The organism is Peptoniphilus rachelemmaiella, from assembly GCF_943169845.1.
GTDB classification, from domain to species: domain Bacteria; phylum Bacillota; class Clostridia; order Tissierellales; family Peptoniphilaceae; genus Aedoeadaptatus; species Aedoeadaptatus rachelemmaiella.
This window is the reverse complement of the sequence record NZ_CALPBW010000002.1, coordinates 122,988-149,957: the sequence shown is the minus strand read 5'-3', so window position 1 is coordinate 149,957 and position 26,970 is coordinate 122,988. Positions and strand designations below refer to the sequence as shown.

Here is a 26,970-nt window from a genome sequence, read left to right as displayed (position 1 = left end):
GGATGGAAGAGGCAAAGAAAAGCGGGCTAAAGGAGTGGCGCCACTGCTTACGTGCCTACAACAACTGGTTCGAGGAGATCACCAACAGCTTTGATTACCCGTGGAGTAACGGCTACGTGGAAGGAACGCACAACAAGATCAAGACGGTGAAGCGCGTGGCCTTTGGAATGCGTAACTTTCATCATTTCCGCACGAAACTGCTTTTTGTTTGTTCAAAAGATAAGTGAGTGAGGGTGTGTAGGAAAACAAAAAGGAGCCTAGTTTTTACTAGACTCCCCAATGGTTGACATAGAACCTAAAATAACACGATGTAATGCTGGTTATGATCATAACAATTTCTGGATTGCCAATATGCCACCAGCCCATGGATTTTCATGGCAGATAATGTATTCAGAAGGTGAGACCATAGATATAGACGTTTATGATAGTAAAGGAGAACAAAAATTAGCAACCTTTACCCAAGTTCCGCTACGCATTATTGATTGCGACAAACCGGTTGTTCCTCAACTGGAGGAGCAAGATGGAGGCAAACCAGAGCTTGTCACCTGTGATTATTTTTCTGGAGGACCAGTAGGTAGTACAAAGAGCGACAACCCAAAGACGGTTGAGCACCATCAGGGCTATGTTTACATTCGAGTAAAAAATATAACGAATGCGGCAAAATTTGATGTTCAGTACAATAAATGTTTAGAAGCAGCTAATGGTCAACCCGAGAGGTATACACCCACAAAGTCTAAGCAGAAGGGTTTTATTGGTGTAATGCCAACAGCGAAAGTATACAAAAAATCTAATCCTGTTGAAATAGAGGTAAGGGATAACAGTTACGAAGATACAACAGAGCAACAAAGGCATAAAAAGGCTTTCCCCCTTACTGTCTACATATATGACAAGGATGACAAATTACTACAAACATTTGAAAATGTCTATCCAAGAATTGTTAGCAAATACGACCATATAAGCTGCCCAGGAAATAAGACCAAGGGAGGTCTTGAGATCGGACAATTGAATATTCTTGTGCAGGAAACGTATAGCTTGAATCCTTCGGAGTATACAAAAGATAGTATGGGGACTCTGATAGATTTGCGTACAGAGGCAGAACGGTTGGTCACGACAAGAAAGGGCTCGCAAGCTCAAGTAAACAGTATTACAAGGAAACTTTTCGAAGCACGGAAAAATTTAGTACCAATAGGCAGTGAGCCAACGCCTACTGTAGAGTGGGAATTTAATAAAGAGACCCACACAATCTGCAAATATAATGGGAATAAGAAAAACATTACTATTCCTAAAACAATTGATAACGAACTTGTATTTCACATAGGTGAGAATGCATTTAAAGACAAGGGCATTGATGTTGTAACCATGCCTACGTCAGTAAAAAGCATTGGAAAACATGCATTTGAAGGTAATAATTTACAGTCAGTTATAATTCCAAATTCTGTGGAAATCATTGGAGAAGGCGCCTTTAAGGAGAATAGGTTGTCAGCGCTTAGCTTTGAAACGACTTCAAAAGTCGCAACCATTGAAAAAGATGCCTTTAGAAGCAATGCCTTAAAAGATGTTACGTTACCAGCTAGCATTAAGATTGTTGGAGACACGGCATTTGCATTCAATCAATTTGAAGATGATATGCTTAAAATTGATACTGAAAAAAGCAAGGTTAATTTTTCAGACAATGCACTAGATAAAAACACAGCCAACAAAGATAAACGTGTTCGTCCTAAATTTTTAAGGGACGCCGGTACCATTATGCCACAAGAGCAGTTCCAAGTGATTTGTGTATTGGAAAATGCGAAACAAGCAGAATCTTTCACAATGACTGTGATTAATCAGAAGACTAAAAAAGAATATCAACCAATTAAAAAGACCATTATAAATAACGACGGGGTACAGCTTATATTTGACATCCCTGTAGGAGAGTATGCTTACAAAGAGCATCAAGGGTTCTTTACGATTTGCGATTGTGGAAAACCAAAAAGTGAGAGAGAAAAGATCTTTAACTTTACGGGGAATAATCGACAACCACTGACATTAAGCATTCGAGGTTGGGAGAACTGGAGCCTAGTGAATTATGCTGTTACGCCAGAGATGAAAGTGAGTTCAAACGATCTAGATGATCCGGACTGTCCTTTGCGCGCCATTGTGAAGAAGGGTGACAAACTTACTGTCTCTCAACTGCCTAAGTTTACTTTAAATGACGAGTACGAGTTTATCGGATGGAAAATTGGAGATAAAATTTTCAAAAACGAGGAGCTCACCAAAAACTTCAAGGTTCAAGAGAATTGTGAGTTACTTGCAGTTATAAAGAACAAGTTGACAGGTAGTGTGATTACTGCTGGGAAAAATGGAGAGGCAAGTACAATCATCCCGGGAGCTCCTAGTATCATTACAAAAGAGGATGGTTCAGTGAGCATCATTCCGCCAAAGGATACAGATCTTTCTTCCATAACCGTCAACTATCTGGGAGAAAATGGTAATAGAAATGAAATAGTTGCAAATAAGATAAAAGATGAAGGATGGAAACTTGAAAAAACGATAGATGGTATTGCCATTAATGGTGAGACGGGTATTATCACCATTGCTGAGGAAGCGGTGCAAGATAATAGCCAAGTGACCGCTAAAGTTAAAAACTCTTCAGGTAAAGAATCCGCTTTAGTTGAAGCGACGGTTAAAACAAAACCAAACACCCTTAACAAACAACCTCTTGAGAACAAGATCGCCGAAGCTGAAAAGATCACTCAAGGCAAAAAAACCGACCAAGCCTTTAAAGCACTACAAGAGGCGATTAAAGCGGCAAAGGAAAGCCTAAAGACCGTTAAAACCAATGATGAAGTAACAGGTGTCGTAAATGCTCTTTCTCAAGCAATAAAAGTCTTCAATAACTCGTCGGAGAAAGATGTTGTCAACAAATCAGATTTGAAGACTCAACTTGATGCGGCGGAAGCCATAAAACCCGAGGGATACACCAAGGCTTCTTTCGAGGCTATGGTAAAAGCCAAAAATGCGGCACAAGCCATTTATGAAAATAACAATGCGACACAAGAGGCGGTGGATCAGGCGAAAACAAACCTACAAAAAGCCATAGCAGCCCTTGAAAAGGAGATCGTCGCCGATAAAAAGCCCCTTGAGAACAAGATCGCCGAAGTTGAAAAGATCACTCAAGGCAAAAAAACCGATCAAGCCTTTAAAGCACTACAAGAGGCGATTAAAGCGGCAAAAGAAAGCCTAAAGACCGTTAAAACCAATGATGACATTTCACAAGCGGTGAAGGTATTGGAACAAGCGGAGCAAAGGTTCTGTAACTCAGCTGACAAAGTCGACCCAAAACCCTACCCTACGCCAAGTGAGCCGACCAAACCTGAGGTAAAACCACAACCCGGTAAGACACAGGGCTATATAAGCTCCAGACCGAGCGAATCCTCAATAAAGGAGCAAACGAAACAACCTGAAATACGCTCTAAACAACTGGAGACACAAGGCATTAACTTCACCGACACCATTGGTCACTGGGCAAAGCATGCCATCGATTACGTCGTAGAAAAAGGCTACTTTAAAGGTGTTGGCAACGATCAATTTGCACCCAACAAGTCTATTACCCGTGGCGATTTCGTCACCGTATTGGGCCGCATGGCAGGCATTGATCAAAGCAAATATACTTCCAATCCCTTTAGCGATCTGGAAAACAACTACGCCACAGCCTACATCATTTGGGCAGCAGAAAACGACATTGTGAAAGGCGTCGGTAACGGTAAGTTTGAATCGAATCGTCCCATTACTCGAGAGGAAATGGCAGTTGTCATGTCTAGGTACCTTTATGTAACGGGCAAAACCCTTCAAGACAAACAAGACGTTCCATTTAACGATCAGAGTGACATTTCCCCATGGGCACAGGAAGCTGTCAAAGATATGGCGAAAAAGGGCATAGTTCAAGGTATGGAAAATAGGTGCTTCTCACCGAAGACCTCCTTTACCCGGGCCCAAGTAGCACAAGTATTGTTTAATCTTGACAAGCAATAGAAAAAGAGAAGATCAACCATTTACTTTTCAATGCTCAGCAAACAACTGGGCATTGAAAATGTTTTGGTAAGATGTAGAGAATCTAGAGAAAGCGGTTTAGGTACGAATGTTTTCATTAAATACTTATAGACTGTGGTAAGGAGTAGACCATGCTGACCTTTAAACAATTTATTAGGAAGGCGATACTAGCTGTTTTAGTATTAGCCTTAATCTTTCCATCTTCAGTTTTTGCGAATGAAATGTCATTGATGGATATGCAGCGAATAAAGAACCCTAAAAAGCAAGAGGATATGATTGAGCACAATGAAAAACAAAGTGCATTAAGACTACAAGTGGGAAATGCATTAAAGCCAACAGATGAAGGGAAATTTCTTGTTGTCTTGCAAGAACCATTAAAGATGGTTCCTAGAGAAAGAAAAACATTTGTCGAAAAACAAGCTTTTATAAATGCTTCAGAAGAAACATTGAAGCGCTTTTATAAGAAACTAGCACATGAAGACATTCATGTCCAAAAAGTATGTAGCTATAATTTGGTTTTCTGTGGAGCTGCACTTCGCATGAGTTACGCGGATGCTAATAAAGTGGCGTTGATGCCAGAAGTGTTGTCCATTGAATATTGCACAAGTTACGCTTTGCCGAAGGCCGAAAAAGTGCCTCATAAAAGAATCGCTAAACGTGATATCGATAGCAATAAAATGATCCGGTTACAGGAAATTGAGTCAAAATTTAAAGGTGCAGGCCGGATTGTCGCAGTCATTGACTCGGGGTTTGATATTCATCATCCTGCCATGCGACTAAGCGCTGAAACAAAACCTCGGATTGAGAGCCAAAAAGCATTGAAAAGCTTAATTGATTCTCAAAAAATTAATCAGGGCATGTATGCATCCAATAAAATACCCTTTGCATATAACTATGCTTCTATGAATACAAATGTGACAGATCGCGATACAGTGTCGCATGGCATGCATGTTGCGGGGATTATAGGCGCCAATCCAACAGAGGCTTCACCAAATGGTGATATTGTGCGAGGCGTAGCGCCAGAGTGTCAAATATTGGCGATGAAAGTATTTAACAATGATACAACGAGTGCTGAAATCTACACACTGGCGATTGAAGATGCGATCAAGCTAGGGGCAGATGCGATCAATATGAGTATCGGAGCACCACTGGGGAAAATTGGTGATATGCAGCTCAGCGAGAGTGCAACCCTAAGAGCTTTAGAGGCAGCCCGTGACATGGGCGTTGTGGTCACGATGGCAGGTGGTAACGAAGGTGTATACGGAGGTGGCCTCTTCAAACCAACGACGGCAGCACCGGATTACGGCCTGGTAGATAGCCCGTCGATAGCACCACTTGCTCTATCAGTGGCATCTTGCAACAACACCCATGTAACGAGCAAAGTAATGGAGTTAAAGGCATACCCGGATAAGGTTATTTCTTATCGAAAGGGGAACGGACCTGCCTTTGATGATCCAAGTAGGCCTATGAATAATTTTTGTGCCATAGTAGATTGTGGTTATGGTTCTTCTGAGGATGTTGACTCTGCTGTAAAGTCACAGGGAGGTTTATACGGTAAAATCGCCCTAATTCAACGGGGGGGAGACTTAACTTTTGGTGAAAAAGTATTTAATGTAGGGAAAAAGGGTGCAGCTGGGGCAATTATCTATAATGATGCGAATGGGGGGTCTGAATTAGTGAGTATGATGATTTCAAATCCATACCCCGTTATTCCCTCTGTATTTATTGGACACGAGGATGGGAAGTTTTTAATTTCCAAAATAGAAAATAGTGAAGAACCTAAAGTCCGAATTGGTTCACATCATATAAAAACCGCTAACCCAGAAGGAGGGAAGCTCTCAGCATTCTCTTCTTGGGGCCTTTCGGTAGATGGTGATCTTAAACCAGAGATCTTAGCTCCGGGTGGAAATATTTTTTCGACAATAGCTAATGGAAGCTATGTCACTATGAGTGGTACGAGCATGGCGACGCCCCATGTGGCAGGCGCGGTAGCCCTGTTAGGGGAGCGTGCAGATGCTATAGGACTAAGCGGTGCAGAAAAATATACCTTCATAAAGAATATGCTGATGTCTACGGCATCGCCAATTATGGAAAAAGGAGTTTTTGTCTCGCCGCGTGGGCAAGGTAGTGGTCTGATTAATATTGAGAGCGCTGTAAAATCACCAGTGTATGCAAAAGGAACAGATGGTCGCAGTGCTGTACTCTGTAAGAACGTAGGTGATAAATTCAGTGTTGATATCACGTTACTAAACTGTGATGCGACTAAGTCGTATAAGTTCAAACCAAAGACATTCCTAACGACGGATGCCATCGAAAACGATCGCTACTCATTGCAGAGTAATCTTTTAGGCGAATATGCTGGAGAAACCGTAGAGGTCCCTGCTGGGGGTGAAGCGAAAGTACACATTAACCTTGATACCACTCCATTTACTGAAGAGCAGAATAAATTACAGCCCTATGGCTATTATTTAGAAGGTTACACTCAATTTGAAGCGATTGATGGTGCTGAAAACATATCGGTACCTTTTGTTGCATTCCATGGTGACTGGGAAAAACTACCTGCGATTGAAGATAGTATTTACAATTTGTCAGCGAATGGGAAGGAACCGATTTATCATAGCGAAAGCTCTAAGCACTTTGACTTTACACATTATGAGACGACATTAAATGGTGAGCGAGTAGTTTGCGGTGAGTATTTGGATGAGAATGGCAATAGAAAATATGACGCAAATAAAATTGCCTTTTCACCTAATGGGGACAATGAAGCAGACTCAATACGCTTTTTTGCTACCTTTACACGCTGTTATCAGAATGTTAAATTTGGCATTTACAGACCTGACGATATTGCACGTGAAGAGCCACTCGCTTTCGATTATAAAACGGATGGAGGCCTAAAGAGTTTCAATTATGGGATGTTAGCACCTCGGTCCTATACCTCGCCTATGTGGGAGTGGTCCGGTGAATCAGCGCCAGAAGGACGTTATGATGCTGTTATTCAAGTGTCACCATACACAAGCCCTCAGAACTACAAGACTATCATACACTCAATCATACTGGATAAAACCCCAGCAAAGATTAAACAGTGCTCTTACGATTCTTTGAGTCGGAAATTCACATTAAACGAAATAACGGACAAAGATGCCGCGGGGAAGAATGAAGGCAGCGGGGTTCGAGATGTAAACCTATCTTATAATGAGAGCGGGACGTTAAAATACATTGAACTTGTAGAAAAGAGTGCAAAAAATAAGGATAGTACTTGGAGAGGTCCCAAAAGCTGGATACTGCCAGTGGGCATAGAGCCAGAGAGCATCAACTTAACCATAACAGATTTTGCAGGGAACAAATTAACTAAACCGCTTCAAGAAGTAATTGACGAAGCATCGTCAAGTAAACCGATCCCTAGTGCTCCAGGCGCACCGAGCATTTTAACAAATGAGGATGGCTCAGTGAGCATCATTCCGCCAAAGGATACAGATCTTTCTTCCATAACCGTCAACTATCTGGGAGAAAATGGTAATAGAAATGAAATAGTTGCAAATAAGATAAAAGATGAAGGATGGAAACTTGAAAAAACGATAGATGGCATTGCCATTAATGGTGAGACGGGTATTATCACCATTGCTGAGGAAGCGGTGCAAGATAATAGCCAAGTGACCGCTAAAGTTAAAAACTCTTCAGGTAAAGAATCCGCTTTAGTTGAAGCGACGGTTAAAACAAAACCAAACACCATTAACAAACAACCTCTTGAGAACAAGATCGCCGAAGCTGAAAAGATCACTCAAGGCAAAAAAACCGACCAAGCCTTTAAAGCACTACAAGAGGCGATTAAAGCGGCAAAGGAAAGCCTAAAGACCGTTAAAACCAATGATGAAGTAACAGGTGTCGTAAATGCTCTTTCTCAAGCAATAAAAGTCTTCAATAACTCGTCGGAGAAAGATGTTGTCAACAAATCAGATTTGAAGACTCAACTTGATGCGGCGGAAGCCATAAAACCCGAGGGATACACCAAGGCTTCTTTCGAGGCTATGGTAAAAGCCAAAAATGCGGCACAAGCCATTTATGAAAATAACAATGCGACACAAGAGGCGGTGGATCAGGCGAAAACAAACCTGCAAAAAGCCATAGCAGCCCTTGAAAAGGAGATCGTCGCCGATAAAAAACCCCTTGAGAACAAGATCGCCGAAGTTGAAAAGATCACTCAAGGCAAAAAAACCGATCAAGCCTTTAAAGCACTACAAGAGGCGATTAAAGCGGCAAAAGAAAGCCTAAAGACCGTTAAAACCAATGATGACATTTCACAAGCGGTGAAGGTATTGGAACAAGCGGAGCAAAGGTTCTGTAACTCAGCTGACAAAGTCGACCCAAAACCCTACCCTACGCCAAGTGAGCCGACCAAACCTGAGGTAAAACCACAACCCGGTAAGACACAGGGCTATATAAGCTCCAGACCGAGCGAATCCTCAATAAAGGAGCAAACGAAACAACCTGAAATACGCTCTAAACAACTGGAGACACAAGGCATTAACTTCACCGACACCATTGGTCACTGGGCAAAGCATGCCATCGATTACGTCGTAGAAAAAGGCTACTTTAAAGGTGTTGGCAACGATCGCTTTGCACCCAACAAGTCTATTACCCGTGGCGATTTCGTCACCGTATTGGGCCGCATGGCAGGCATTGATCAAAGCAAATATACTTCCAATCCCTTTAGCGACCTGGAAAACAACTACGCCACAGCCTACATCATTTGGGCAGCAGAAAACGACATTGTGAAAGGCGTCGGTAACGGTAAGTTTGAATCGAATCGTCCCATTACTCGAGAGGAAATGGCAGTTGTCATGTCTAGGTACCTTTATGTAACGGGCAAAACCCTTCAAGACAAACAAGACGTTCCATTTAACGATCAGAGTGACATTTCCCCATGGGCACAGGAAGCTGTCAAAGATATGGCGAAAAAGGGCATAGTTCAAGGTATGGAAAATAGGTGCTTCTCACCGAAGACCTCCTTTACCCGGGCCCAAGTAGCACAAGTTCTATACAATATAGATAAAAATTCAAAATAAACGACGACTCCTTGTGAAGAGATCATGAAAGAAACACTTGCCGACATATCAAATGTCGGTAAGTGTTTCTTTTGGCACCAAAATATCCCTTGAGGTGCACTGACCCCCTAAAGTTGGACCAAGAAATCCAATCTTAGGGGGTATCTTAATGGCAAAATACAGTTATGAATTTAAGAGGAAAATCGTCGAAGAATACTTGTATGGGAAGACAAGCTATCTCGCCTTAGAGGATAAATAGCAAGTTAAAGAATCACAGATCAAGCTATGGGTCAGTAATCACAAACATTTTGGCGATGAAGGGTTAATGCGCTCAGGAAATAAACGCGTTTACAGTGTAGAGTTTAAGTTAGAAGCCATTACACGCTACGAAACGAGCGAATGCAGCTATCGACAACCGGCTCTTGAACTAGGCTTGACGAACCCATCCATCATCGCCAACTGGTGCAGGCAATATCGAGAAGAGGGCATTGAACGCTGTATCCGCTTCTACAATAACGATCGAATCAAAGAAAAGTTAGAAGGCTTGAGTTCGAAGCAATACCGTGAACGCGTGAAATCCGCTTAAAAAATATGTTATGTAAAAGAAAATGAGCAAGTGAAATGCTTACTTGATTAAGTCCAACTTGATGGAGTCACTCTATCAGGCCAGTTGTTTTTTTGTGCGAAAATGGGTAGGGGAAAGAGAAAAAGGGTAAAAAGAAGACAAGTATCATCGCTTGATAAAGAAAGAAGGGGAAAGATGAAAAAGAGAAATGTATTGGTTCTGGCCCTGGCCCTCTTGGCCCTGCCCTCCATGGCTTTCGCCCAACGAGAGGTGAAATTAAAAGTAAACGGAAAGCCGGTGGTGTCGAAGCCCGCCGCCTTTATTGCTTCCGATCGCACCATGGTGCCTGTGCGCTTCGTCGCCGAAGCCCTGGACTATCAAGTGCTATGGAACGAAGGCAGTCGCGACATCCTGCTCACGAAGATGAATTTCGATACAAACAAGCCGGAGCAAGCCCTCGTTTTGAAAACGGACGCACCCCGGGCGCTGGTCATCGAAAAAGAGGACGTGTCCGCTTTTTATGAAGCGACGACGAAGGATACCTTTACCATAAAAGATGTAAATGAGTATCTGAATCGGGCCAAGGTTGTAAATTTGGAATTGAAGCCCATCATCAAAGAGGACCGCACCTTTATTCCTCTGCGTGCCGTGGTGGAACTCTTCGGCCAAAGAATTTTCTGGGACGGCGCGACCTACACCGTGTCCATCGAAGGCAATGTAGCCAAGACCGACGAGGAAATCGCCGGGGCATGGATGTACAGCAAATTGCCTGCGGAATACAAGAAGCCGCCCTTTAAATTGATCGACTCATTTTTTTATGATCGCGATGATCTGGCGAAGAAGCGGATCTACACCTACGACGTCATCGAAGATCATCCGGATCACATCGTGCCCGCAGCCCACTACCGCCTGGATTTAAACAAAAGTGTTTTTTACAAATACGACGTAGTGAACGATGTGTGGGTACGCGACCCCGCGCTGAATAACTAATCGAAACGCCCTCTTCGGAGGGTGTTTTTATGTCACCTGATAGACAATGCGGACCATCTCCTGATCTTGACATTCTTTGACTATAAACGTATACTGAAATCAGATAGGAGGCAATCATGGCACGTCTTAGCAATCACATCGAAGATTATCTGCGGGCCCTTTTAACGGAAAGGGAAGGGCAGATTGAAATAAAGCGAAATGTTTTGGCGGAGCATTTTAATTGTGCCCCCAGCCAAATCAATTACGTCCTCACCACCCGCTTTACGCCGGTGCAAGGATTTTTTGTGGAGTCCCGACGAGGCGGCGGCGGTTTCATTCGCATCGTTCAGGTGGAAATCAAAAACGATGCCGAATTTTACGACCGGCTGACAGAGGCCGTGGGCGAAAGCATCACCCAGTCCAAGGCCAATCAGATTTTGGATACCTTAGAGGAGATGAACTATTTGACGGAAAATGAGCGCCATCTCTTGGGCCTCACCCTTTCCGATCAAGCTCTGGCCGTCGCCTCGGATAAACGAAACGCGCTGCGAGCCGATTTGTTACAAAATATTCTGTTGGGTATCTTTTCTTAAGGAGGTGCACCATGCTTTGTGAACACTGCCACGAAAATGAAGCGAAAATTACCTACACCATTGTGGAAGGCAATGCCATGCGGCAAAAGCACGTGTGCCCCTCTTGCTTCCAAGACTTTTTGGCGAAGCAATTTCCCGCATCGCAAATTCCGCCCATAGATATTCAGCCCATGATTCAAGAGCTGCTCTCTCTGTTTCAAGGCAAGGACGGGGAAGGGGAAGCGGATCGCTCCTGCCCCGTGTGCGGGCGCAGTTTAAAAGAGTTTCGCAAGACGGGAATGTTCGGCTGCGACAGCTGCTACGACACCTTCGCCGAAGAGCTGAAGGCGCTCCTGCCCCGCATGCAGGGAGCCGAACGCCATGAAGGGACCATGCCCGAGGCCTTCAGAAAGGATCGGGAAGCCTCGGAGAAGGAACAGGCCCTTCAAAGTCGCCTGGATCTTGCCGTGGCGGAAGAACGCTACGAAGATGCCGCCCAATTGCGGGATGAAATCAAGGCCATAAAGGATGCGCGCCATGGATAAGGATCAAATTTTACTCACATCCCGCATTCGCCTGGCGCGAAACATCAAGGGCTATCCCTATCCCGGCGCCATAAACCCGGATCAGGCCAAGGCCCTTCGGGAGAAAATCACCGAGGCCCTTCACGAACACGAGGATCTTTGGACCCTTTACGAATTAAAAGACGGATCGCTGAAAAATCTCTACGATTTGGAAGAGAACTTAATTAGCATGGCCCTGTTGAAAAATAAAGACCGCGGCGCCTATTTCATCGGCGACGATCACCGCTCCATTATGATGATGGAGGAAGATCACCTGCGGATTCAGGCCATGAAAAAGGGCTTTCACTTAGACGAAGAGTACGAGGCCGTGGCGGCCCTTGCCCGTTTTTTCGAAGAAAAGCTTCCCGTCTCGTACGACGGGGAGTTGGGCTATTTAACCGCCTGCCCCAGCAATGTGGGCACGGGTCTGAGGGCCGGCTGCATGCTGCACCTGCCGGCACTGGACACACTAGGTATGGATAAAATCGAGCGCTCCATTACCCGCATGGGCTTTGTCCTCAGGGGCATGGGTGGAGAAGGCTCGAAAATTCTGGGGCACATGTATCAGCTTTCAAACGAACGCACCCTGGGCCTCAGCGAAGAGGAATTTTTAAAGCGGGCCAAGTCCATTTCCCAGGAAGTGGCGGCCCTCGAGCGCATCAAGCGCAAGGAAATGTATCTGGATCACTTAATCGAGCTGGAGGACATGGCGCGGCGCAGCTACGGCATTTTGCGCAACGCCCGCATCATTACCTTTGAAGAGACCATGCTCCACTTGAGCCACATGAAGCTGGGGATCGATCTGTCCGTCTTAAAACCCATGCGGGACTTCGATCTCTACGATGCGGTGATCCACATGGGCAAGGCCCATTTGCAAATGGAGCGGGAAAGCTTTCTCGACGACAGGAGCAGCAATATTTACCGCGCCAACAAGGTGCGTCGATTTATAAAGGAGGTATTTTAATGGCAATGTTCGGAAAATTCACCGAAAAAAGTCAACGGGCCATGGTTTTCGCCCAGTCGGAAGCCAGGGAACAAGGCCATTCATATATAGGAAGCGAGCACATTTTGCTGGGCTTATTAAAAGAACCGGGAGGCGCCTCGTCCATATTAGGGCAGGTGGCCGTGAACTACGAGCGGGCGAAAGAGGCCATTGGGGGAATCGTGGCGCCGGAAGACGTGACGGTAACCTCCCTCACCTACACGCCCCGCACGAAAAAAATCTTTGAGCTGGCCCTTGAGATCGCCAACGAGCTGGGGCACAATTACATCGGCACGGAACATTTGCTTCTCGGCATTTTGCGAGAAGGCAAGGGTGTGGCCGTTTTGGCCCTCAAAAATTTAGGCATCGACATTACGGTCTTGGAGCGGAGCATCTACATGGCCATTCGAAAGGTGGACGGCAAGAAAAATGACGAGGAAGCCTTGGAATCGGAAAGTGCCCTGGAGGAATTCGGCTACAATCTAAACGACCGAGCCCGCATGGGAAAAATCGATCCGGTGATCGGTAGAAAAGACGAAATCGAGCGCATCATTCAAGTGCTGGTGCGCCGCACGAAAAATAATCCCGTCTTAATCGGGGAGCCCGGCGTGGGGAAAACCGCCATCGCCGAAGGCTTGGCCCAGCGCATCGTGGAAGGCAATGTGCCGGAAATTATTAAGGACAAGGAAATCTACACACTGGACGTCTCCGCCCTCATCGCCGGCGCCAAGTACCGCGGCGATTTTGAAGAGCGGCTGAAAGATGTTATCGCCGAAGTGGAAGCCCGAGAAGATGTGATTCTCTTTATCGACGAAATCCACGTAGTCATCGGGGCAGGCGGCGCGGAAGGGGCCATGGATGCCTCCAATATTTTAAAGCCCACCCTGACCAAGGGCGAGATGCAAATTATCGGCGCCACCACCATCGACGAGTACCGCAAACACATCGAAAAGGACACGGCCTTCGAGCGCAGGCTCATGCCCATTATGGTGGAAGAGCCCTCGGTTGAGGACACGATATTGATTTTAAAGGGCCTTCGGGATAAATACGAAGCCCACCACAATGTGAAGATCACCGACGAAGCCTTGGCGGCGTCGGCGGAACTTTCCCACCGCTACATTAACGACCGCTTCCTTCCCGATAAGGCCATCGACTTAATCGACGAAGCGGCGAGCAAATTACGCGTAGAAAATTTCAAGAGCCCCAATGGTTTAAAGGAATTGGAAGATAAGCTGAAGAAGCTTTCCAAGGAAAAGGAAGAGGCGGTGAATTCGCAAAACTTCGAAGAAGCGGCGAAGGTGCGCGACGAAGAAAAGAAGGTAAAAGAAGCCTTGGCCGATGAAAAGAAGCATTGGGACAAGGAAAAACACGCCCAAAACATGACCGTGGACGAGGAAGAAATCGCCGAAATTGTGAGCAAGTGGAGCGGCGTGCCCGTGACCACCATGAATGCGGAAGAAAGCGAGCGCTTGGTCCATTTGGAAGAGGAATTAAACGGCCAAGTCATCGGCCAGCCTCAAGCGGTGGAAGCCGTCTCCCGGGCCATTAAGCGGGCCCGCGTGGGCTTAAAGAGCGCCGACAAACCCATTGGCAGCTTTATCTTCGTCGGCCCCACCGGCGTCGGCAAGACCTATCTCGCCAAGAGCTTGGCGAAATCCCTCTTCGGCGACGAAAGCGCCATGATTCGCGTGGACATGAGCGAGTACATGGAAAAACACAGCGTCTCCCGCCTCGTCGGTTCGCCTCCGGGCTATGTGGGCTACGACGAAGGGGGCCAGCTCACGGAAGCCGTGCGCAGAAAACCCTATTCTGTCGTGCTCTTCGACGAAATCGAAAAGGCCCATCCCGATGTGTTTAACATCCTCCTTCAAATTTTAGACGACGGCCGCCTCACCGACGGTCAGGGCCGCACCGTGGATTTTAAAAACACCGTGTTGATTATGACCAGTAATGTAGGCGCCACCCTTTTGAAAAAGCAAAACACCGTGGGCTTCGGCGCCCCCGATGAAGGGAACGAAAAGGGCTACGACAAAATGGTGGAAACCATTCAGGGCCGCCTGAAGGAAACCTTCCGACCGGAATTTTTAAACCGCATCGACGAAATCATCGTCTTCAAGTATCTGGAAAAAGAACAAGTGAAGGAAATTGTGAAGCTCATGCTTCAGGATCTTCAAACCCGCCTGGAAGACAACGACTTTTCCGTTACCTTCGCCGATGGCGTGGTGGACTACATCGGCAAGGAAGGCTTCGACGAAGAATACGGCGCCCGCCCCTTGGTGCGCTCCATTCGAAAAAACATCGAAGACCGCCTGGCCGACGAGATCCTCTCCGGCAAGGTGCATAAGGAAAAGGCCATTCACATCGATGTGGAAGAAGACGGCCTCACCTTCGAAGAAGAAAAAGTGGCGGAGACCGTAACCAATGAAGCATAAGGCCTATTGCTGCACGAGCTGCGGTTACAAAAGCGCCGGCTACTTTAGCAAGTGCCCGAACTGCGGCGAGTGGAACACCTTCGAAGAAGTGTCGGAGGAAAAGAAAGCCGGCGGCCGCGCGAAGGCCCATCGGTCGGCGCAGCGGCTGAAAGATGTCTCCGGGGAAAGCAAGCGGCGGCTGAAAAGCGGCATGGAAGAATTCGACCGGGTCATGGGCGGCGGCATCGTGGAAGACGGGGTGAGTATTCTCGCGGCGAAACCCGGCGCAGGGAAATCCACCATCCTCTTTCAAATCGCAAATGCCTTGGCCGATGAGGGCCACCGGGTGCTCTACGCCTCCGGAGAAGAGAGCGAGAGCCAAATCAAAATGCGGGCGGAGCGCATCGCCCCCGCCATTGCCGAAAATATCTGGATCTACGCCGGCACCTCCATGGACGATGTGTGCCACTGGATCGACGATGTGAATGCTGATATAATTATTTTGGACAGCATACAGACCTTCACCTTGGAGGAATTTCCCGCCAGGGCAGGCACCCCAACCCAAACCATGGAATGTGCCAATCGCCTGGTGGACATGGCTAAAAACCCGAAAAGCCCGAAGGCCGTCTTTATCGTGGGCCAACTCACGAAGCAGGATTCCCTGGCCGGCGTGCGGGCTCTGGAGCATTTAGTGGACACGGTGCTTTTCATCGACCACGAAATGCAAGACGAGCTGCGCATCCTTCAGGCCACGAAAAATCGCTTTGGCTCCACGGGAGAAATGGGCTTTTTCAAAATGACCGAAGGGGGCATGATCTCCATCGATAATCCCTCCGCCCACTTTATGACGGAGCGGGCAGCGGGAAGCGAAGTGCCGGGAAGTGCCATGTGCATCGTGCGGGAAGGCACCCGGAGCATGATCGTGGAAGTCGAAAGCTTGGTGTCGAAAAGCTTCACCCCCTATCCCCAGCGCATCTCCGAATGCTTGCGCAGGGAACAGCTGGGCGTGCTCCTCTCCATTTTAGAAGAGCGAGGGGGCATGGGCCTTTACGACAAAAATGTGGTGGTGAAGACCACGGGGAATCTAAGGTTGAAAGAAGGCGCCGCCAATTTAGGCATCCTCCTTTCCATCGCATCGGCGGTGGCCAATCGCCCCATTCCCTCCAATGTACTTTTTATCGGCGACGTGGGCCTCACCGGCGAGCTGAAACACGTGCCGGCCATGGCGAGCCGCATCAAAGAGGCCGTGCGCATGGGCTTTGAAACCATCTACACGCCCCCACTTAACGCCGATCAAAAAATCGAAGGCATTACCCTACGAGAGCGCCGGCTCTTATCCGACGTGATCAACGATCTTTTAAACTAGAGGATGAAATTATGAACAATATGGAACAATTTGCAAATTCCTCGTCGAGCACGGCGCTTTTTGCCGGCATCGGCATCATCACCGCCATCGCCTGGTGGAAACTTTTCTCCAAAGCGGGCTTTGCCGGCATCCTGGCCATTATTCCCATCGTGAACCTGGCCGTGGCGTCGAAAATCGTCTTTAACAGCTACTGGTACGCCCTGCTTATGGTCGTGCCCTTTGTCAATGTCATTTACGCCGCCGTCCTCAACTACAAAATGATGAAATACTTCGAGTGCAGCACGCTCTTCGCCGTGCTCGCTGTCTTCTTCCCCTTCCTTATGCTCCTTCCCGCCTTCGGAAGCAACGAATACCACGGACCGGCGACGAATGTATGAGAAAAAGCCCTTATTCTTCGGAATAGGGGCTTTTCTTGTGTAGGAATAAAATTGCGGGCAAAGAAAAACACGGGTAAGCGAAAGCCTATCCGTGTTTTTGATTGGATGGATGAAATTATAGTGTGACGTCTTTCAAGATTCGGCTCATGGGCGGAATAAGGACGCCGACGATAATGGCGGAAACGGTGATTTGCAGCACATTTCCCGGAATATTGGCCAAGGGGACCAAGAGGGATTTGAACATGATGGCTTCGCCGATGTAGTAAGTGAGCACCTTGACGACGGTGACCAAAATGGCGGCGAGGACGTAGCGGCTTAAGCGGAAGTCCCGTGTGTTTAAGGTGGCCATAATATAACCCATAATCAGTGCGGAGATCACCGTCATCGGCGACCATGCCACCCAACCGCTGGTCAGATCGAAGAGGCCCATGCCTAAAGCGCCTGAAAGCATGCCCACCCGCTTGGAGAAAAAGATGCAGGCGAGGAAAAAGGGCACATTCCCCAAGTGGATCAGGCCGCCGTTGGGGGCGAAGGGCAATTGGATTTTCACGAGCCACGTAAAGACGTAGACCAGGGCGATAAATAGGGCCGTGAACACCAGTTCACGAACAGAATATTCTTTCATCGTATGTATACCTCCTAATTCATTATTAAGTATACTAGAGATCGGCATAGTTTTAAACGCTTTTACCTGTATTTTTATTGAGGAATAGTAATTTTGAACGGCGAGGTCGGTTTTCGAAGGTTTTAATTGGGTGGGGGGTATAAACAAAACAGTAGATCGTCTCGGAAAGGAGTCGGTCATGTTCGGATTTTAAATAAGATAGATCCTCGAAATGAAGGAGGCGCAGAATGAAATCGCTGAAACGAATCGTCTTTCTCGCTCTAATGATTGGCCTGGGCTTTTTGTGGCAATTCATCGGCGTGCGCTATGCCGAAGATGTGAGCGGACCCGATATGTACGCCGCCCAATGGACCTTCCGCCTGGCCTTTTTATTTATCGAAGGGCTGCTGGCCTATGGTTTCATAGCTCACATGAGTGGGAGAGAAAAAATTCTGTGGGGAACCGGACTTTTGGTCCTCAGTTTGATCGGCGTGTACCTGGCATTTTCGGGAAATCAGCTAATGTTTGGCTGGATCGTGATTATGTGGTACAACGAGCCGCCCTTTTCGTTTCTCGGTGGTCTCTTGCTCTTGAGCGGGATCGTGGATAGAAAAAAGAACATAGCAAAAAAATAAGGCAGGGAACGAGCGCGTTCTCTGCCTTATTTTTTCCGGATCCAGTGTTCTTCCGTGGCATTATCGGTAATGGGGGTTGCTTCAATTAACTCGAAATCATTTTCTAATGATGGGATTTTCACATCGCCGCCGGAGCGGTAATTGACCCGCGTAATGTAGGCCTCTTCGATGCGGTGAAAGAGGGCCTGAATAATCCCGGCGCCGCCGACGAGAAAGATTTTTCTGTCGCCGTAGGCCTTAAGTTTTTCGTCCAGCTCCTCTTCCGAGGAAAAGTAGAAGAGGCTTTCTTCATCGGCGAGATTTTTTCGCGTCATGACGCCGGTGATGCGGCGGGGAAGTGTCCCCGTATCCTCAAAGGTTTTTCGGCCCATAAGGATCACCTCGCCGGTGGTGCGGGCCTTGAAGCGGGCCAGATCTTCGGGGATAAAGGTGATCTGCTTACCGTCTTTTGCGATGGCATTGTCCAAATCGGCGAGAATTAAAAGAATCATCGAATGGTCTCGATTTTCGCGCTCATTTCCGCAGGATGGACGCGCACCAGTTCCGCCCGCGCCCGATCCGGTGTTTCAGAGAAGATCACCAGCTGCCCCGGCGAGGCCTCGTGGCGCAGTCGATTGGTCTCGAGAAGATCTTTGCGCAGCCCGGTGATAAAGAGATCGAAGACGTCGATTTTTGCGAGCTTTCTCGCCAGGGTTTCTTCTAAGAACTTTTCCATGGCATCGGATTGGGTGGAGAAGGGCACGTCGATGACGGCCAAAGTATCGAAGGGATTTTCCTTTAAAGCGTCGATTTTTTCGGCGAAGCGGTTGTAGAAATCCGCATCCAGATTGTAACGACCGCGCAGATCTTCCGCTTCCAGGGGCATTTCTACCGAGGAAAGGGAGGGGCTTTCAGATTCGAAGGCCGCCCGATAGCCGTTAGTGGAAAATTCATGGTTGGTGCCGATTAAAAGGGCGGTTTTGCTCTTGCTCAGGCGATCGGCTTCGGAGGCGCACTTCGCCGGGAGATCGAAGTCATCCAGAGGGCGAAAGGCGCGGTTGCCGTAGAGTGCGGGAGCGATAAAGGTGTATTTCCCCGTGCGGCGTTTGGTTTCTTTGGCGAAATCCAGCCAGGAGGCGTCGTCTCGTAAAAGGTCCACGACGAAAAGGTGCTCCTTCGGGAAGTGGTTGCGAATCACGGGAATCAGTTCGAAATCTTTCGTGCCCATGGTGAAGTACATAAGGGGCAGGTTTTGGCGATGGTCGAAAAGAGGAAGGGGATTTTTCGTCTTTCCCGTCACCTTTTTCTCGAAATCCAAGCGCATGCGGTCCTTCGGGCCCCGATATTTGGATTTCGGCGCGAAACCGCAGGCTTCGTAGAAGGCGCGGGCGGAGAGGGGCCCTTCGGCGGTAAGGATCTGATCTTTTTCCAGGCGGGTTTCCAAAAAGGCCATCATTTGCTTGCCCAGGCCTTGGCGCTGTTTGTTGTAGGAAACAAGGATTTCCTCAACGTGAAGGCCTTCCTCCGTTTTTTTAGTCACGGCGGCGCCGATTAATTCATCGTCGTCAAAGAGGCCGTAGAGGACTTTGTCCCGATCCCAGGTTTTTCGCGCCTCGTCGAAAGCCTCATCGTAGGGATTAAAAAGGATGTGCTTTCTCAGGGCGATGGCTGCCTCGTGGGCCGGGGAATCGTAGGCGATGGTGTTCATGTAAATGGTCATGTCATCCTCCAATAAAAAATACAGGGGATCGCCCTGTATTTTGCTTAGTCGTCTGTAGCTGTCTGACCCACTTCGGAAAAGTGATAGGTCCAATGGGTGTGGGCGAGGAAATCTTTCAGTTCTTCAATTTTGTTTTCCCGGAAGAGATCCGTAATGCGGGAGTGTTGTCGATTGGTGTCGTGCAAAAGCTTTTGAAAGGCTTCGTTGCTGCCCATGTCGTGGCCTTGGCGAATGAAGCGCCGTTGCAGGCGGTCGATGGTGTTAATCAAGGTTTCGTTTTGAGATTTTTCGATGTAAATATCGTGGAAGCGCTCTTGCAAAATAAAATACTCGTCGAATTGGAAGCGGTCGATGTGAAAATCCATGAGCTCGACCAAATCGTCCATGGCTCTCAAATCATCCTTCGTCAGATTGCCGGCGGCCAGTTCCGCAGCCAGGGCATCCAAGGGCGCGAGAATGCGGTAAATATCTTCGCTTTCTTTTTTCGTCAGGGGTTTGACCCGAAAGCCCCGACGAGGTGCGGAATCCAAGAAGCCGTCTGCGGCCAATTGAATTAACGCTTCACGCACCGGCGTACGAGAGATATTTAATTGCTGACAAATGTCTTGTTCATTTACTTTTTCGTTGGAATTAAGCTTGCCTAAACGGATCTGATCGGCAATAAAATTATAAACATGGTCTTTTAAAGATAAAAATTCCATTCCGTAACCTCCTTAAGAGACATTCATTATTAGTAATCATAACACCGGGAAAATGCAATGTCCACAATTTTTGAAATTTGAATACAATATGCATTCAACAATTCGCCGAAATATTCTTTGCGGACAAAAATGCGTTGTAAACCTCGGAGCGAGGCGACTCCTATGGTATAATCATTTTTTAAGGGGGATGAGATGGAGAAAGAATTTATCCGCATCGACGGAAAAAACATTGCCGTCTACGACACGAAGACGGGGGAGGATGTGGCCTTCGTTTTGCACGGTTGGGGCGCGAACATCGAATCGGTCATGCCCATTGTGAGTAGCATTAAAGATCGCTACCGGGTCATCGCCTACGACAGCTTGGGCCACGGAGAAAGCGACGCGCCCGATGAAGTCATCGGCGGCGACGATTACGTGGATCTTTTAAGGAAGCTCTACGATTACTACCACGTCAATCGAGCCACCTGCATCGGCCATTCTTTCGGCGGAAAGACATTGAGCGTCTTCGCCGCCCTCTATCCCGAAAAGGTGGATAAATTGGTTTTGGTGGATGCGTCCGGCGTGTTGCCGAAAAGGTCTTTTACTTATTACAGAAAGGTTTACACCTTCAAGCTTTTAAAGAAGCTTTACAGGCTGCTGTTTTTCTGGCAGGACACGAATGCGGCCATGGCGCGTTTTTACAAAAACTTCGGTTCCGACGATTACAAGGCGGCGGATGGGATCATGCGCAAGGTCTTTGTGAAGGTGGTAAATGAATCCACGGAAGATTACTTCCCGAAGATTCAGGCGGATACCCTGTTGATTTGGGGCGATGAAGACGACGCCACGCCACTTTCCATGGCCAAGGTCTTTGAAGAAAAAATCCCCGAAGCGGGCCTCGTGGTCCTGAAAGGCGGCCACTACAGTTACCTCGACGCCTACGGTCAGTTCGACGCCGTGTTGCGTTCATTTTTATAAGGAGTCACTATGTATCATTCAGTTTCTTTTGTGATCTTTTTAGCCATTTACGTGGCGCTGAGTTTTGCGCTCTACAAGCTGTTTAACGAGCGGGCCCTTTATCCCCTCCATATGCTTCAATTGGAAGGCTACAACGAAGGGGAGTACAAGGCGTGGATCCGCACAAACGGTGAAAAAATTAAAGCCTTCCGCTACGCACCCACCTCGGAAAAGACGCCCCTGGTGATGACGGAGCGGGCCACACGGCTTTTTAATGTACACCGTATGTTGAACCGTCTGCTCCTCATGGTGGCCCTTCTCGTCGCCGTGGCCGCCTACGGTGTGTCGCCTACGTTGGCGACGGTGGTCTTTGCCATTTTCTGTGTGGGGATTTATTATTTCCAATACGCCATCTTGATTTATGCCAATCGCATCAATTATCCCAAGGAAATGAAGATCAATCAGGGGTTTTACGATTCGGCGCAGAAAAAGGTGCGGGATCTGAAGGAAAAGGGCCTGCAGGTCGTGGGCATTACGGGAAGTTTCGGCAAAACCTCCACGAAATTTATTACCTCCACCGTCCTTGAAGAGGCCTTTGTGGTGCAAAACACGCCCTCTTCTTACAATACGCCCATGGGCCTTTCAAAGGTCATTAACAACGAGTTGGACGAAAAAGACGAGATCTTCCTCGCCGAGCTGGGCGCCAAAGAGCCCGGGGAAATCGCCGAAGTGGCGGAGCTGGTGCAACCTTCCATCGGGATCATTACAGCCATCGGGCCCACCCACATGCATCTGTTTAAGACCATCGAAAACATTCAAAAGACCAAGTACGAGCTCATCGAAGCCTTGTCCGAGGATGACAGCGCCATTTTTAACTACGACAACGACTACGTGAAGCCCTTGGCGGACAAGACGAAAAAGCGCACCATTCGTTACGGTATGGAAGCCATCGACAAGCTCGACGTCTACGCCAAGGACATTGCCGTACACGAGCGGGGCAGCTCCTTTACTCTGGGCTTTAAGGACAAGGGCGAAGTGCGGGCGGAAACGAAGCTTTTAGGCAAGCACAACATTTCCAACCTCCTCGCCGCCGCCAGCGTAGGCTATGTGCTGGGCATGGCGCCTGAGGCCGTGGCCCGCGGCATCGGCAAAGTGGAACCGGTGGAACACCGCCTGAACATCGTCGACGGCGGCACGGGGATCATCGTCATCGACGACGCCTTTAACTCCAATCCCGTCGGCGCCCGGGCGGCGCTGGATGTGCTGAGCCAGTTCGAAAAAGGCAAGAAGATTATCGTCACGCCGGGCATGGTGGAATTAGGCGATATGGAAGAGGAAGAAAACTATAAACTGGGCAAGGAAATCGCCGGAGTTTGCGATATTGCCATTCTCGTGGGCAAAAAGCGCACGGCGCCCATTCAAAAGGGCCTTATGGACGCGGGCTTCAGCGAAGAGAAGATGATCGTGGTGCGAAACCTCGACGAAGCCACGGCATCTTTAGGTCATGCGGCTACCGTGGGCGACGTGGTGCTTTTCGAAAACGACCTTCCCGATTCCTACGACGAATAATGAAGCGGCTTTCGGGCCGCTTTTTTAATGCATCTTTTTTACGCAATCTTCACGGATCTTTATTATTCCCTGCGCCGTCTATGATAGAATAAAACAAGAATTACCACGAAGGGAGAACGTGCATTATGAAAACAATCGCTGTATTTTTCGGCGGACGCAGTGTGGAACACGAAGTCAGCGTCATTACCGGTATGCAAGTGATGGAAAATTTAGATAAATCCAAATACGAGGCTGTGCCCGTCTACATTACCAAGGACGGCAAGTTTTTAGGCGGCGAAAGTCTGTCGAATTTCAAAACTTTTAAAGAAGGCAATTTCGCCGACACCTTTGAAGTGTATTTCAAAGCCGGAAGCGGCGGGAAACTTTACAGACTGGAAGAGGAAAAGGGCGGTCTCTTTTCCAAAGGCGGCATGAAAGAAGCGGTCTACGCCGACGTGGATATGGTGTTTGTGGCCCTTCACGGCACCTTCGGTGAAGACGGCTCCATTCAAGGCTACTTCGACACCATGGACATCCCCTACATCGGCTGCTCCACCCTTTCCGCCGCCGTAGGCATGGACAAAATGATTATGAAAGACGTCTTCCGCGCCCACGGCATTCCCGTTATGGAGGGGAAATGTTTTTATCGCCGTCAGTGGCGTGAGGAAAAAGAGGATGTGAAAAAGGCCATCGGCGAGCTGGGCTATCCCGTCTTCGTCAAGCCTGCCAATCTGGGCTCCTCCATCGGCATTACGAAAGTGAAAGAAGCTGCGGCCCTTGGCGATGCCATGGATCTCGCCGCAAGCTACGACCGAAAGATTTTAGTTGAAAAGGCTGCGGAAAATCCCCGGGAAATCAATTGCGCTGTCTTGGGCTATGCAGGAGACGTGATCGCATCGGCATTGGAAGAGCCTGTAGGCTGGAAGGATCTCTTGAGCTTCGAAGATAAATACGTCGGCGGCGGCAAGAAAACCGGCCCAAGCAAGGGGAAAAATGCGAGAAACTGTCCGGCTGATGTAGACGAGGCCTTAAAGAAAAAAATCGAAGACTTGGCGAAGGATGCCTTCACCGCCATCGACGCCTGCGGTGCGGCCCGAATCGATTTTCTCGTCGCCGAAGGGGAGACGGTGGTCAATGAAATCAACACCCTGCCCGGCTCCATGGGCTTTTACTTGTGGGAGCCTGTGGGCATTCCCTTCGCCGAGTTGTTAAGTAGAGTCATCGAATTAGGCGAGATCCGCGCAAATGAACGCAAGGACACCACCTACAGCTACGAATCCAATTTATTTACGAAAACCACCTACGGTAGCAAACTGTAAGCCAAAGGAGGCATTATGACTATTCGAGACCGGGTACTGGAGGCTTTGGAGAAAAACGACGGCCTGAGCAAGCGGGAAATTTTCCGCACCCTAAACGTCAACGACAATCTGCAAAAGGAAATGAAGGGCCTTTTAAAGGATATGGTAAAAGACGGCACCCTTTACCGGGACGAGGATAAAAACTACCACGCCAGCCTTCGCCGCGGGCTCATGACCGGCACCTTCGAAGGCAACGACAAGGGCTTCGGCTTCTTCGTCCCCGACGACGAGGGAATGGCGGATTTATACATTCACCGCACCAAGGTGAACTCCGCCATGAACAAAGACCGGGTGCTCGTGGAAAAAATCCCCTCCAAGGATCCGGACAAAGGGGATGAGGGCCGCGTCGTCGCCGTGTTGGAGCGGGCCAATCATCGCATCGTCGGCGTTTACGACGACGCCATGCGCTTCGGTTTCGTCACCCCCGACGACAAGCGAATCCCCGACGACATTTTCATTCCGAAAAAGTGGAAAAACGGCGCCGAAGATGGCCAAAAAGTCGTGGTGGACATTGAAAAATATCCGGAACCCAACAAAAAGGCCGAGGGAAAAATTGTGGAAGTTCTTGGCTATCCCGAGGACAAAAACGTGGACATTCTCTCCATCGCCTATGCCATGGGGCTGGATTTGGAATTTCCGAGAGACGTCATGGACGAAGCGGAGGCCATTCCTCAAAAAGTGAGCCTTTCCGCCGTGGCGGGCAGGGAAGATTTTCGAGACGTGCCCACCTTCACCATCGACGGCGCCGATTCCAAAGACTTCGACGACGCTTTGAGCGTGCGTCCATTAAAAGGCGGCCATTGGGAAGTGGGCGTACACATCGCCGATGTGGCGGAATACGTGCGCATGGGAAGCCCCTTGGATAGAGAGGCCCTCCATCGGGGAAACAGTGTCTATCTTTTAAGTGAGGTCCTGCCCATGCTGCCCAAGGCCCTCTCCAACGGCATCTGCTCTTTAAATGAAGGGGTGGATCGCCTTTGTTTGAGCGTGATTTTCGAGCTGGACGATAAGGGCAAAGTCTATCACTTCCACATCGCCGAAACGGTGATTAACAGCGACCGCCGCCTGGTCTACACCCATGTCAGCGACTTTTTGGAAGACGGAAAGATCCACGAATCGCTGAAAGATCTCACAGACGAGCTCACGATTTTAAACACCATGGCGAAAAATCGTCGCAAGATGCGGGATAAGCGGGGCAACATCGACTTTTCCTTCGACGAGCCGGCCATTGAGCTGGATGCTGACGGCCACCCCACCCACATCGGCCTCGTGGATCACCGGGATGCCAACGACCTTATCGAGGAATTTATGCTCCTCGCCAACGAAACCGTGTCCGAAACCTACCACAAAAAGAAGCTGCCCTTCATCTACCGCATTCACGAGGAGCCGGACGCTGAAAAGCTCACCCTTTTAAATGCGGTGATTCGCCCCTTCGGCTACCATTTGGATCTCACCAAGGACATCCACCCCAAGGACATTCAAAAGCTGACCTTGGCCTGCAAGGGAAAAGACGAAGAGACTTTGATTCAAACCATGATCCTCCGGAGCATGCAAAAGGCCCGCTACAGCGAAGAACTCGCCGGCCACTTCGGCCTCGCCGCTAAATACTATTCCCACTTTACTTCGCCCATTCGCCGTTATGCGGATTTAACCATTCATCGGATCATTAAGCAGGATTTGAACCACGTTCTGGACACGAAGCTCATCGATTTATACAAGAGAACCTTCCCGGACATTGCCGATCACATTTCCGCCACGGAAAAAATCGCCCAGGAAGCGGAGCGCAAGGTGGTGGATGTGAAGATGGCGCAATACATGGCCGATCACATCGGGGAAAGCTTCGATGCGAAAGTGTCGGGGATCACGTCCTTCGGTATTTTCTGCGAACTGGACAACACAGTGGAAGGCCTCATCGGCTATGCCTCCATGGACGACTTCTATCGCTTCGACGAAGACCATTATGTGGCCGTCGGCGAGCGCACGAAAAAAACCATTCACATGGGCGATCCCATGCGCATCGTCGTGGTCGGCGCCGATCCCATACTGGGACGCATCGACTTTCAATTAGAGGAGGATGCCCGTGGCTAAAAAGAAGAAACCCGACGGGGATTACTTGGCCAATAACAAAAAAGCCTTTCACGAATACCACATCGAAACCACCTACGAGGCGGGCATCGTCTTAAAGGGGACGGAGGTGAAGAGCATTCGCAAGGGCAGCGTGGCCATTAAAGAAGCCTACTGCTCCATCGAAGGGGGCGAAATCTTTATCGAAGGGATGCACGTGGCGCCTTACGAACAGGGGAATCGCTTTAATATGGATCCCCTGCGAAAGCGCAAGCTCCTCATGCATAAAAAAGAAATCGCCCAGCTGGCCAAGGCCACGGAGCAGGAGGGCTACACCATCGTGCCCTTAAACGTGCACCTGACGCGGGGCAGGGTGAAGCTTTCCATCGCCGAGGCCAAGGGCAAGAAGCTTCACGACAAAAGAGAAGCCATAAAGAAGCGGGACATCGAACGCGACTTAAAGCGCTACGTGGACCGGTAATGTTTAGATTTCCTTTCTTTCGGATATAACTCAAATAGCACAGTTAAGAGAAAGAAAAGGAGTAT

At 48.5% G+C, this 26,970-nt stretch carries 21 protein-coding genes; 17 read left to right on the top strand and 4 right to left on the bottom strand.

Annotation, left to right across the window (positions count from 1 at the left end):
• The 11 genes from KO087_RS01595 to KO087_RS01540 all read left to right on the top strand — a co-directional run.
• Positions 1-227 (top strand): transposase (locus KO087_RS01595; RefSeq protein ID WP_215507030.1); only part of this gene is annotated, 227 nt, incomplete at its 5' end.
• A gap of 52 nt (positions 228-279) precedes the next feature.
• Positions 280-4,014: an S-layer homology domain-containing protein gene (locus tag KO087_RS01590; RefSeq protein ID WP_215507028.1), complete on the top strand. Its 3,735-nt coding sequence runs from the start codon at positions 280-282 to the stop codon at positions 4,012-4,014.
• Positions 4,015-4,163: 149 nt separating this feature from the next.
• On the top strand, positions 4,164-9,095 hold the full coding sequence (locus KO087_RS09530; RefSeq protein ID WP_215507027.1) for a S8 family serine peptidase: 4,932 nt from the start codon (positions 4,164-4,166) through the stop codon (positions 9,093-9,095).
• 304 nt (positions 9,096-9,399) lie between these two features.
• Positions 9,400-9,660: a helix-turn-helix domain-containing protein gene (locus KO087_RS01575; RefSeq protein ID WP_215507025.1), complete on the top strand. Its 261-nt coding sequence runs from the start codon at positions 9,400-9,402 to the stop codon at positions 9,658-9,660.
• Positions 9,661-9,834: 174 nt separating this feature from the next.
• On the top strand, positions 9,835-10,629 hold the full coding sequence (locus tag KO087_RS01570) for a copper amine oxidase N-terminal domain-containing protein (RefSeq protein WP_215507023.1): 795 nt from the start codon (positions 9,835-9,837) through the stop codon (positions 10,627-10,629).
• 116 nt (positions 10,630-10,745) lie between these two features.
• Complete coding sequence (locus tag KO087_RS01565; RefSeq protein WP_215507020.1) at positions 10,746-11,201, top strand: CtsR family transcriptional regulator; 456 nt, start codon at positions 10,746-10,748, stop codon at positions 11,199-11,201.
• Positions 11,202-11,212: 11 nt separating this feature from the next.
• Entirely contained in the window at positions 11,213-11,725 is a 513-nt protein-coding gene (locus KO087_RS01560) for a UvrB/UvrC motif-containing protein (RefSeq protein ID WP_215507018.1), read from the top strand.
• Positions 11,718-12,707, top strand: coding sequence for a hypothetical protein (locus tag KO087_RS01555; protein WP_215507016.1), 990 nt, complete (start codon positions 11,718-11,720; stop codon positions 12,705-12,707). Before KO087_RS01560 ends, KO087_RS01555 begins: the two co-directional genes overlap by 8 nt.
• Positions 12,707-15,157 (top strand): ATP-dependent Clp protease ATP-binding subunit, encoded by a 2,451-nt coding sequence (locus KO087_RS01550; protein WP_215507014.1) that lies wholly within the window; start codon positions 12,707-12,709, stop codon positions 15,155-15,157. The genes KO087_RS01555 and KO087_RS01550 overlap by 1 nt, the downstream gene beginning before the upstream one ends.
• On the top strand, positions 15,147-16,502 hold the full coding sequence (locus KO087_RS01545; RefSeq protein WP_215507012.1) for a DNA repair protein RadA: 1,356 nt from the start codon (positions 15,147-15,149) through the stop codon (positions 16,500-16,502). The genes KO087_RS01550 and KO087_RS01545 overlap by 11 nt, the downstream gene beginning before the upstream one ends.
• A gap of 11 nt (positions 16,503-16,513) precedes the next feature.
• Complete coding sequence (locus tag KO087_RS01540) at positions 16,514-16,879, top strand: DUF5684 domain-containing protein (protein WP_215507010.1); 366 nt, start codon at positions 16,514-16,516, stop codon at positions 16,877-16,879.
• A 115-nt stretch (positions 16,880-16,994) separates the two neighbouring features.
• On the opposite strand, the gene KO087_RS01535 is transcribed toward KO087_RS01540, so the two are convergent.
• Entirely contained in the window at positions 16,995-17,504 is a 510-nt protein-coding gene (locus tag KO087_RS01535; RefSeq protein ID WP_215507009.1) for an ECF transporter S component, read from the bottom strand.
• 227 nt (positions 17,505-17,731) lie between these two features.
• Between KO087_RS01535 and KO087_RS01530 the strand changes: the two genes are divergently transcribed.
• Complete coding sequence (locus tag KO087_RS01530) at positions 17,732-18,118, top strand: hypothetical protein (protein ID WP_215507007.1); 387 nt, start codon at positions 17,732-17,734, stop codon at positions 18,116-18,118.
• A 26-nt stretch (positions 18,119-18,144) separates the two neighbouring features.
• Here the strand turns inward: KO087_RS01530 and KO087_RS01525 are convergent, their stop codons facing one another.
• From KO087_RS01525 to KO087_RS01515, 3 genes are read right to left on the bottom strand one after another with little or no spacing between them, the layout of a single operon-like run.
• Positions 18,145-18,609, bottom strand: a complete 465-nt coding sequence (locus tag KO087_RS01525; protein WP_215507005.1) for a dihydrofolate reductase — start codon at positions 18,607-18,609, stop codon at positions 18,145-18,147.
• Complete coding sequence (locus tag KO087_RS01520) at positions 18,606-19,817, bottom strand: GNAT family N-acetyltransferase (RefSeq protein ID WP_215507003.1); 1,212 nt, start codon at positions 19,815-19,817, stop codon at positions 18,606-18,608. The genes KO087_RS01525 and KO087_RS01520 overlap by 4 nt, the downstream gene beginning before the upstream one ends.
• Positions 19,818-19,861: 44 nt before the next feature.
• Entirely contained in the window at positions 19,862-20,518 is a 657-nt protein-coding gene (locus KO087_RS01515) for a GntR family transcriptional regulator (protein ID WP_215507001.1), read from the bottom strand.
• 192 nt (positions 20,519-20,710) lie between these two features.
• On the opposite strand from KO087_RS01515, the gene KO087_RS01510 reads away from it, so the two are divergent.
• The 5 genes from KO087_RS01510 to smpB all read left to right on the top strand — a co-directional run bounded on the left by KO087_RS01510 (position 20,711) and on the right by smpB (position 26,905).
• On the top strand, positions 20,711-21,475 hold the full coding sequence (locus tag KO087_RS01510; protein ID WP_215506999.1) for an alpha/beta fold hydrolase: 765 nt from the start codon (positions 20,711-20,713) through the stop codon (positions 21,473-21,475).
• Positions 21,476-21,484: 9 nt separating this feature from the next.
• Positions 21,485-23,023 carry a UDP-N-acetylmuramoyl-tripeptide--D-alanyl-D-alanine ligase gene (locus tag KO087_RS01505; protein ID WP_215506997.1) on the top strand — a complete coding sequence of 513 codons (1,539 nt, stop codon included), beginning with the start codon at positions 21,485-21,487 and terminating at the stop codon, positions 23,021-23,023.
• Between the two features lie 125 nt (positions 23,024-23,148).
• Positions 23,149-24,321 carry a D-alanine--D-alanine ligase family protein gene (locus tag KO087_RS01500; RefSeq protein ID WP_215506995.1) on the top strand — a complete coding sequence of 391 codons (1,173 nt, stop codon included), beginning with the start codon at positions 23,149-23,151 and terminating at the stop codon, positions 24,319-24,321.
• 15 nt (positions 24,322-24,336) lie between these two features.
• Positions 24,337-26,448, top strand: coding sequence for a ribonuclease R (rnr, locus tag KO087_RS01495; protein WP_215506993.1), 2,112 nt, complete (start codon positions 24,337-24,339; stop codon positions 26,446-26,448).
• Positions 26,441-26,905 (top strand): SsrA-binding protein SmpB, encoded by a 465-nt coding sequence (gene smpB / locus KO087_RS01490; RefSeq protein ID WP_251374890.1) that lies wholly within the window; start codon positions 26,441-26,443, stop codon positions 26,903-26,905. Before rnr ends, smpB begins: the two co-directional genes overlap by 8 nt.
• Positions 26,906-26,970 lie beyond the last annotated feature (65 nt).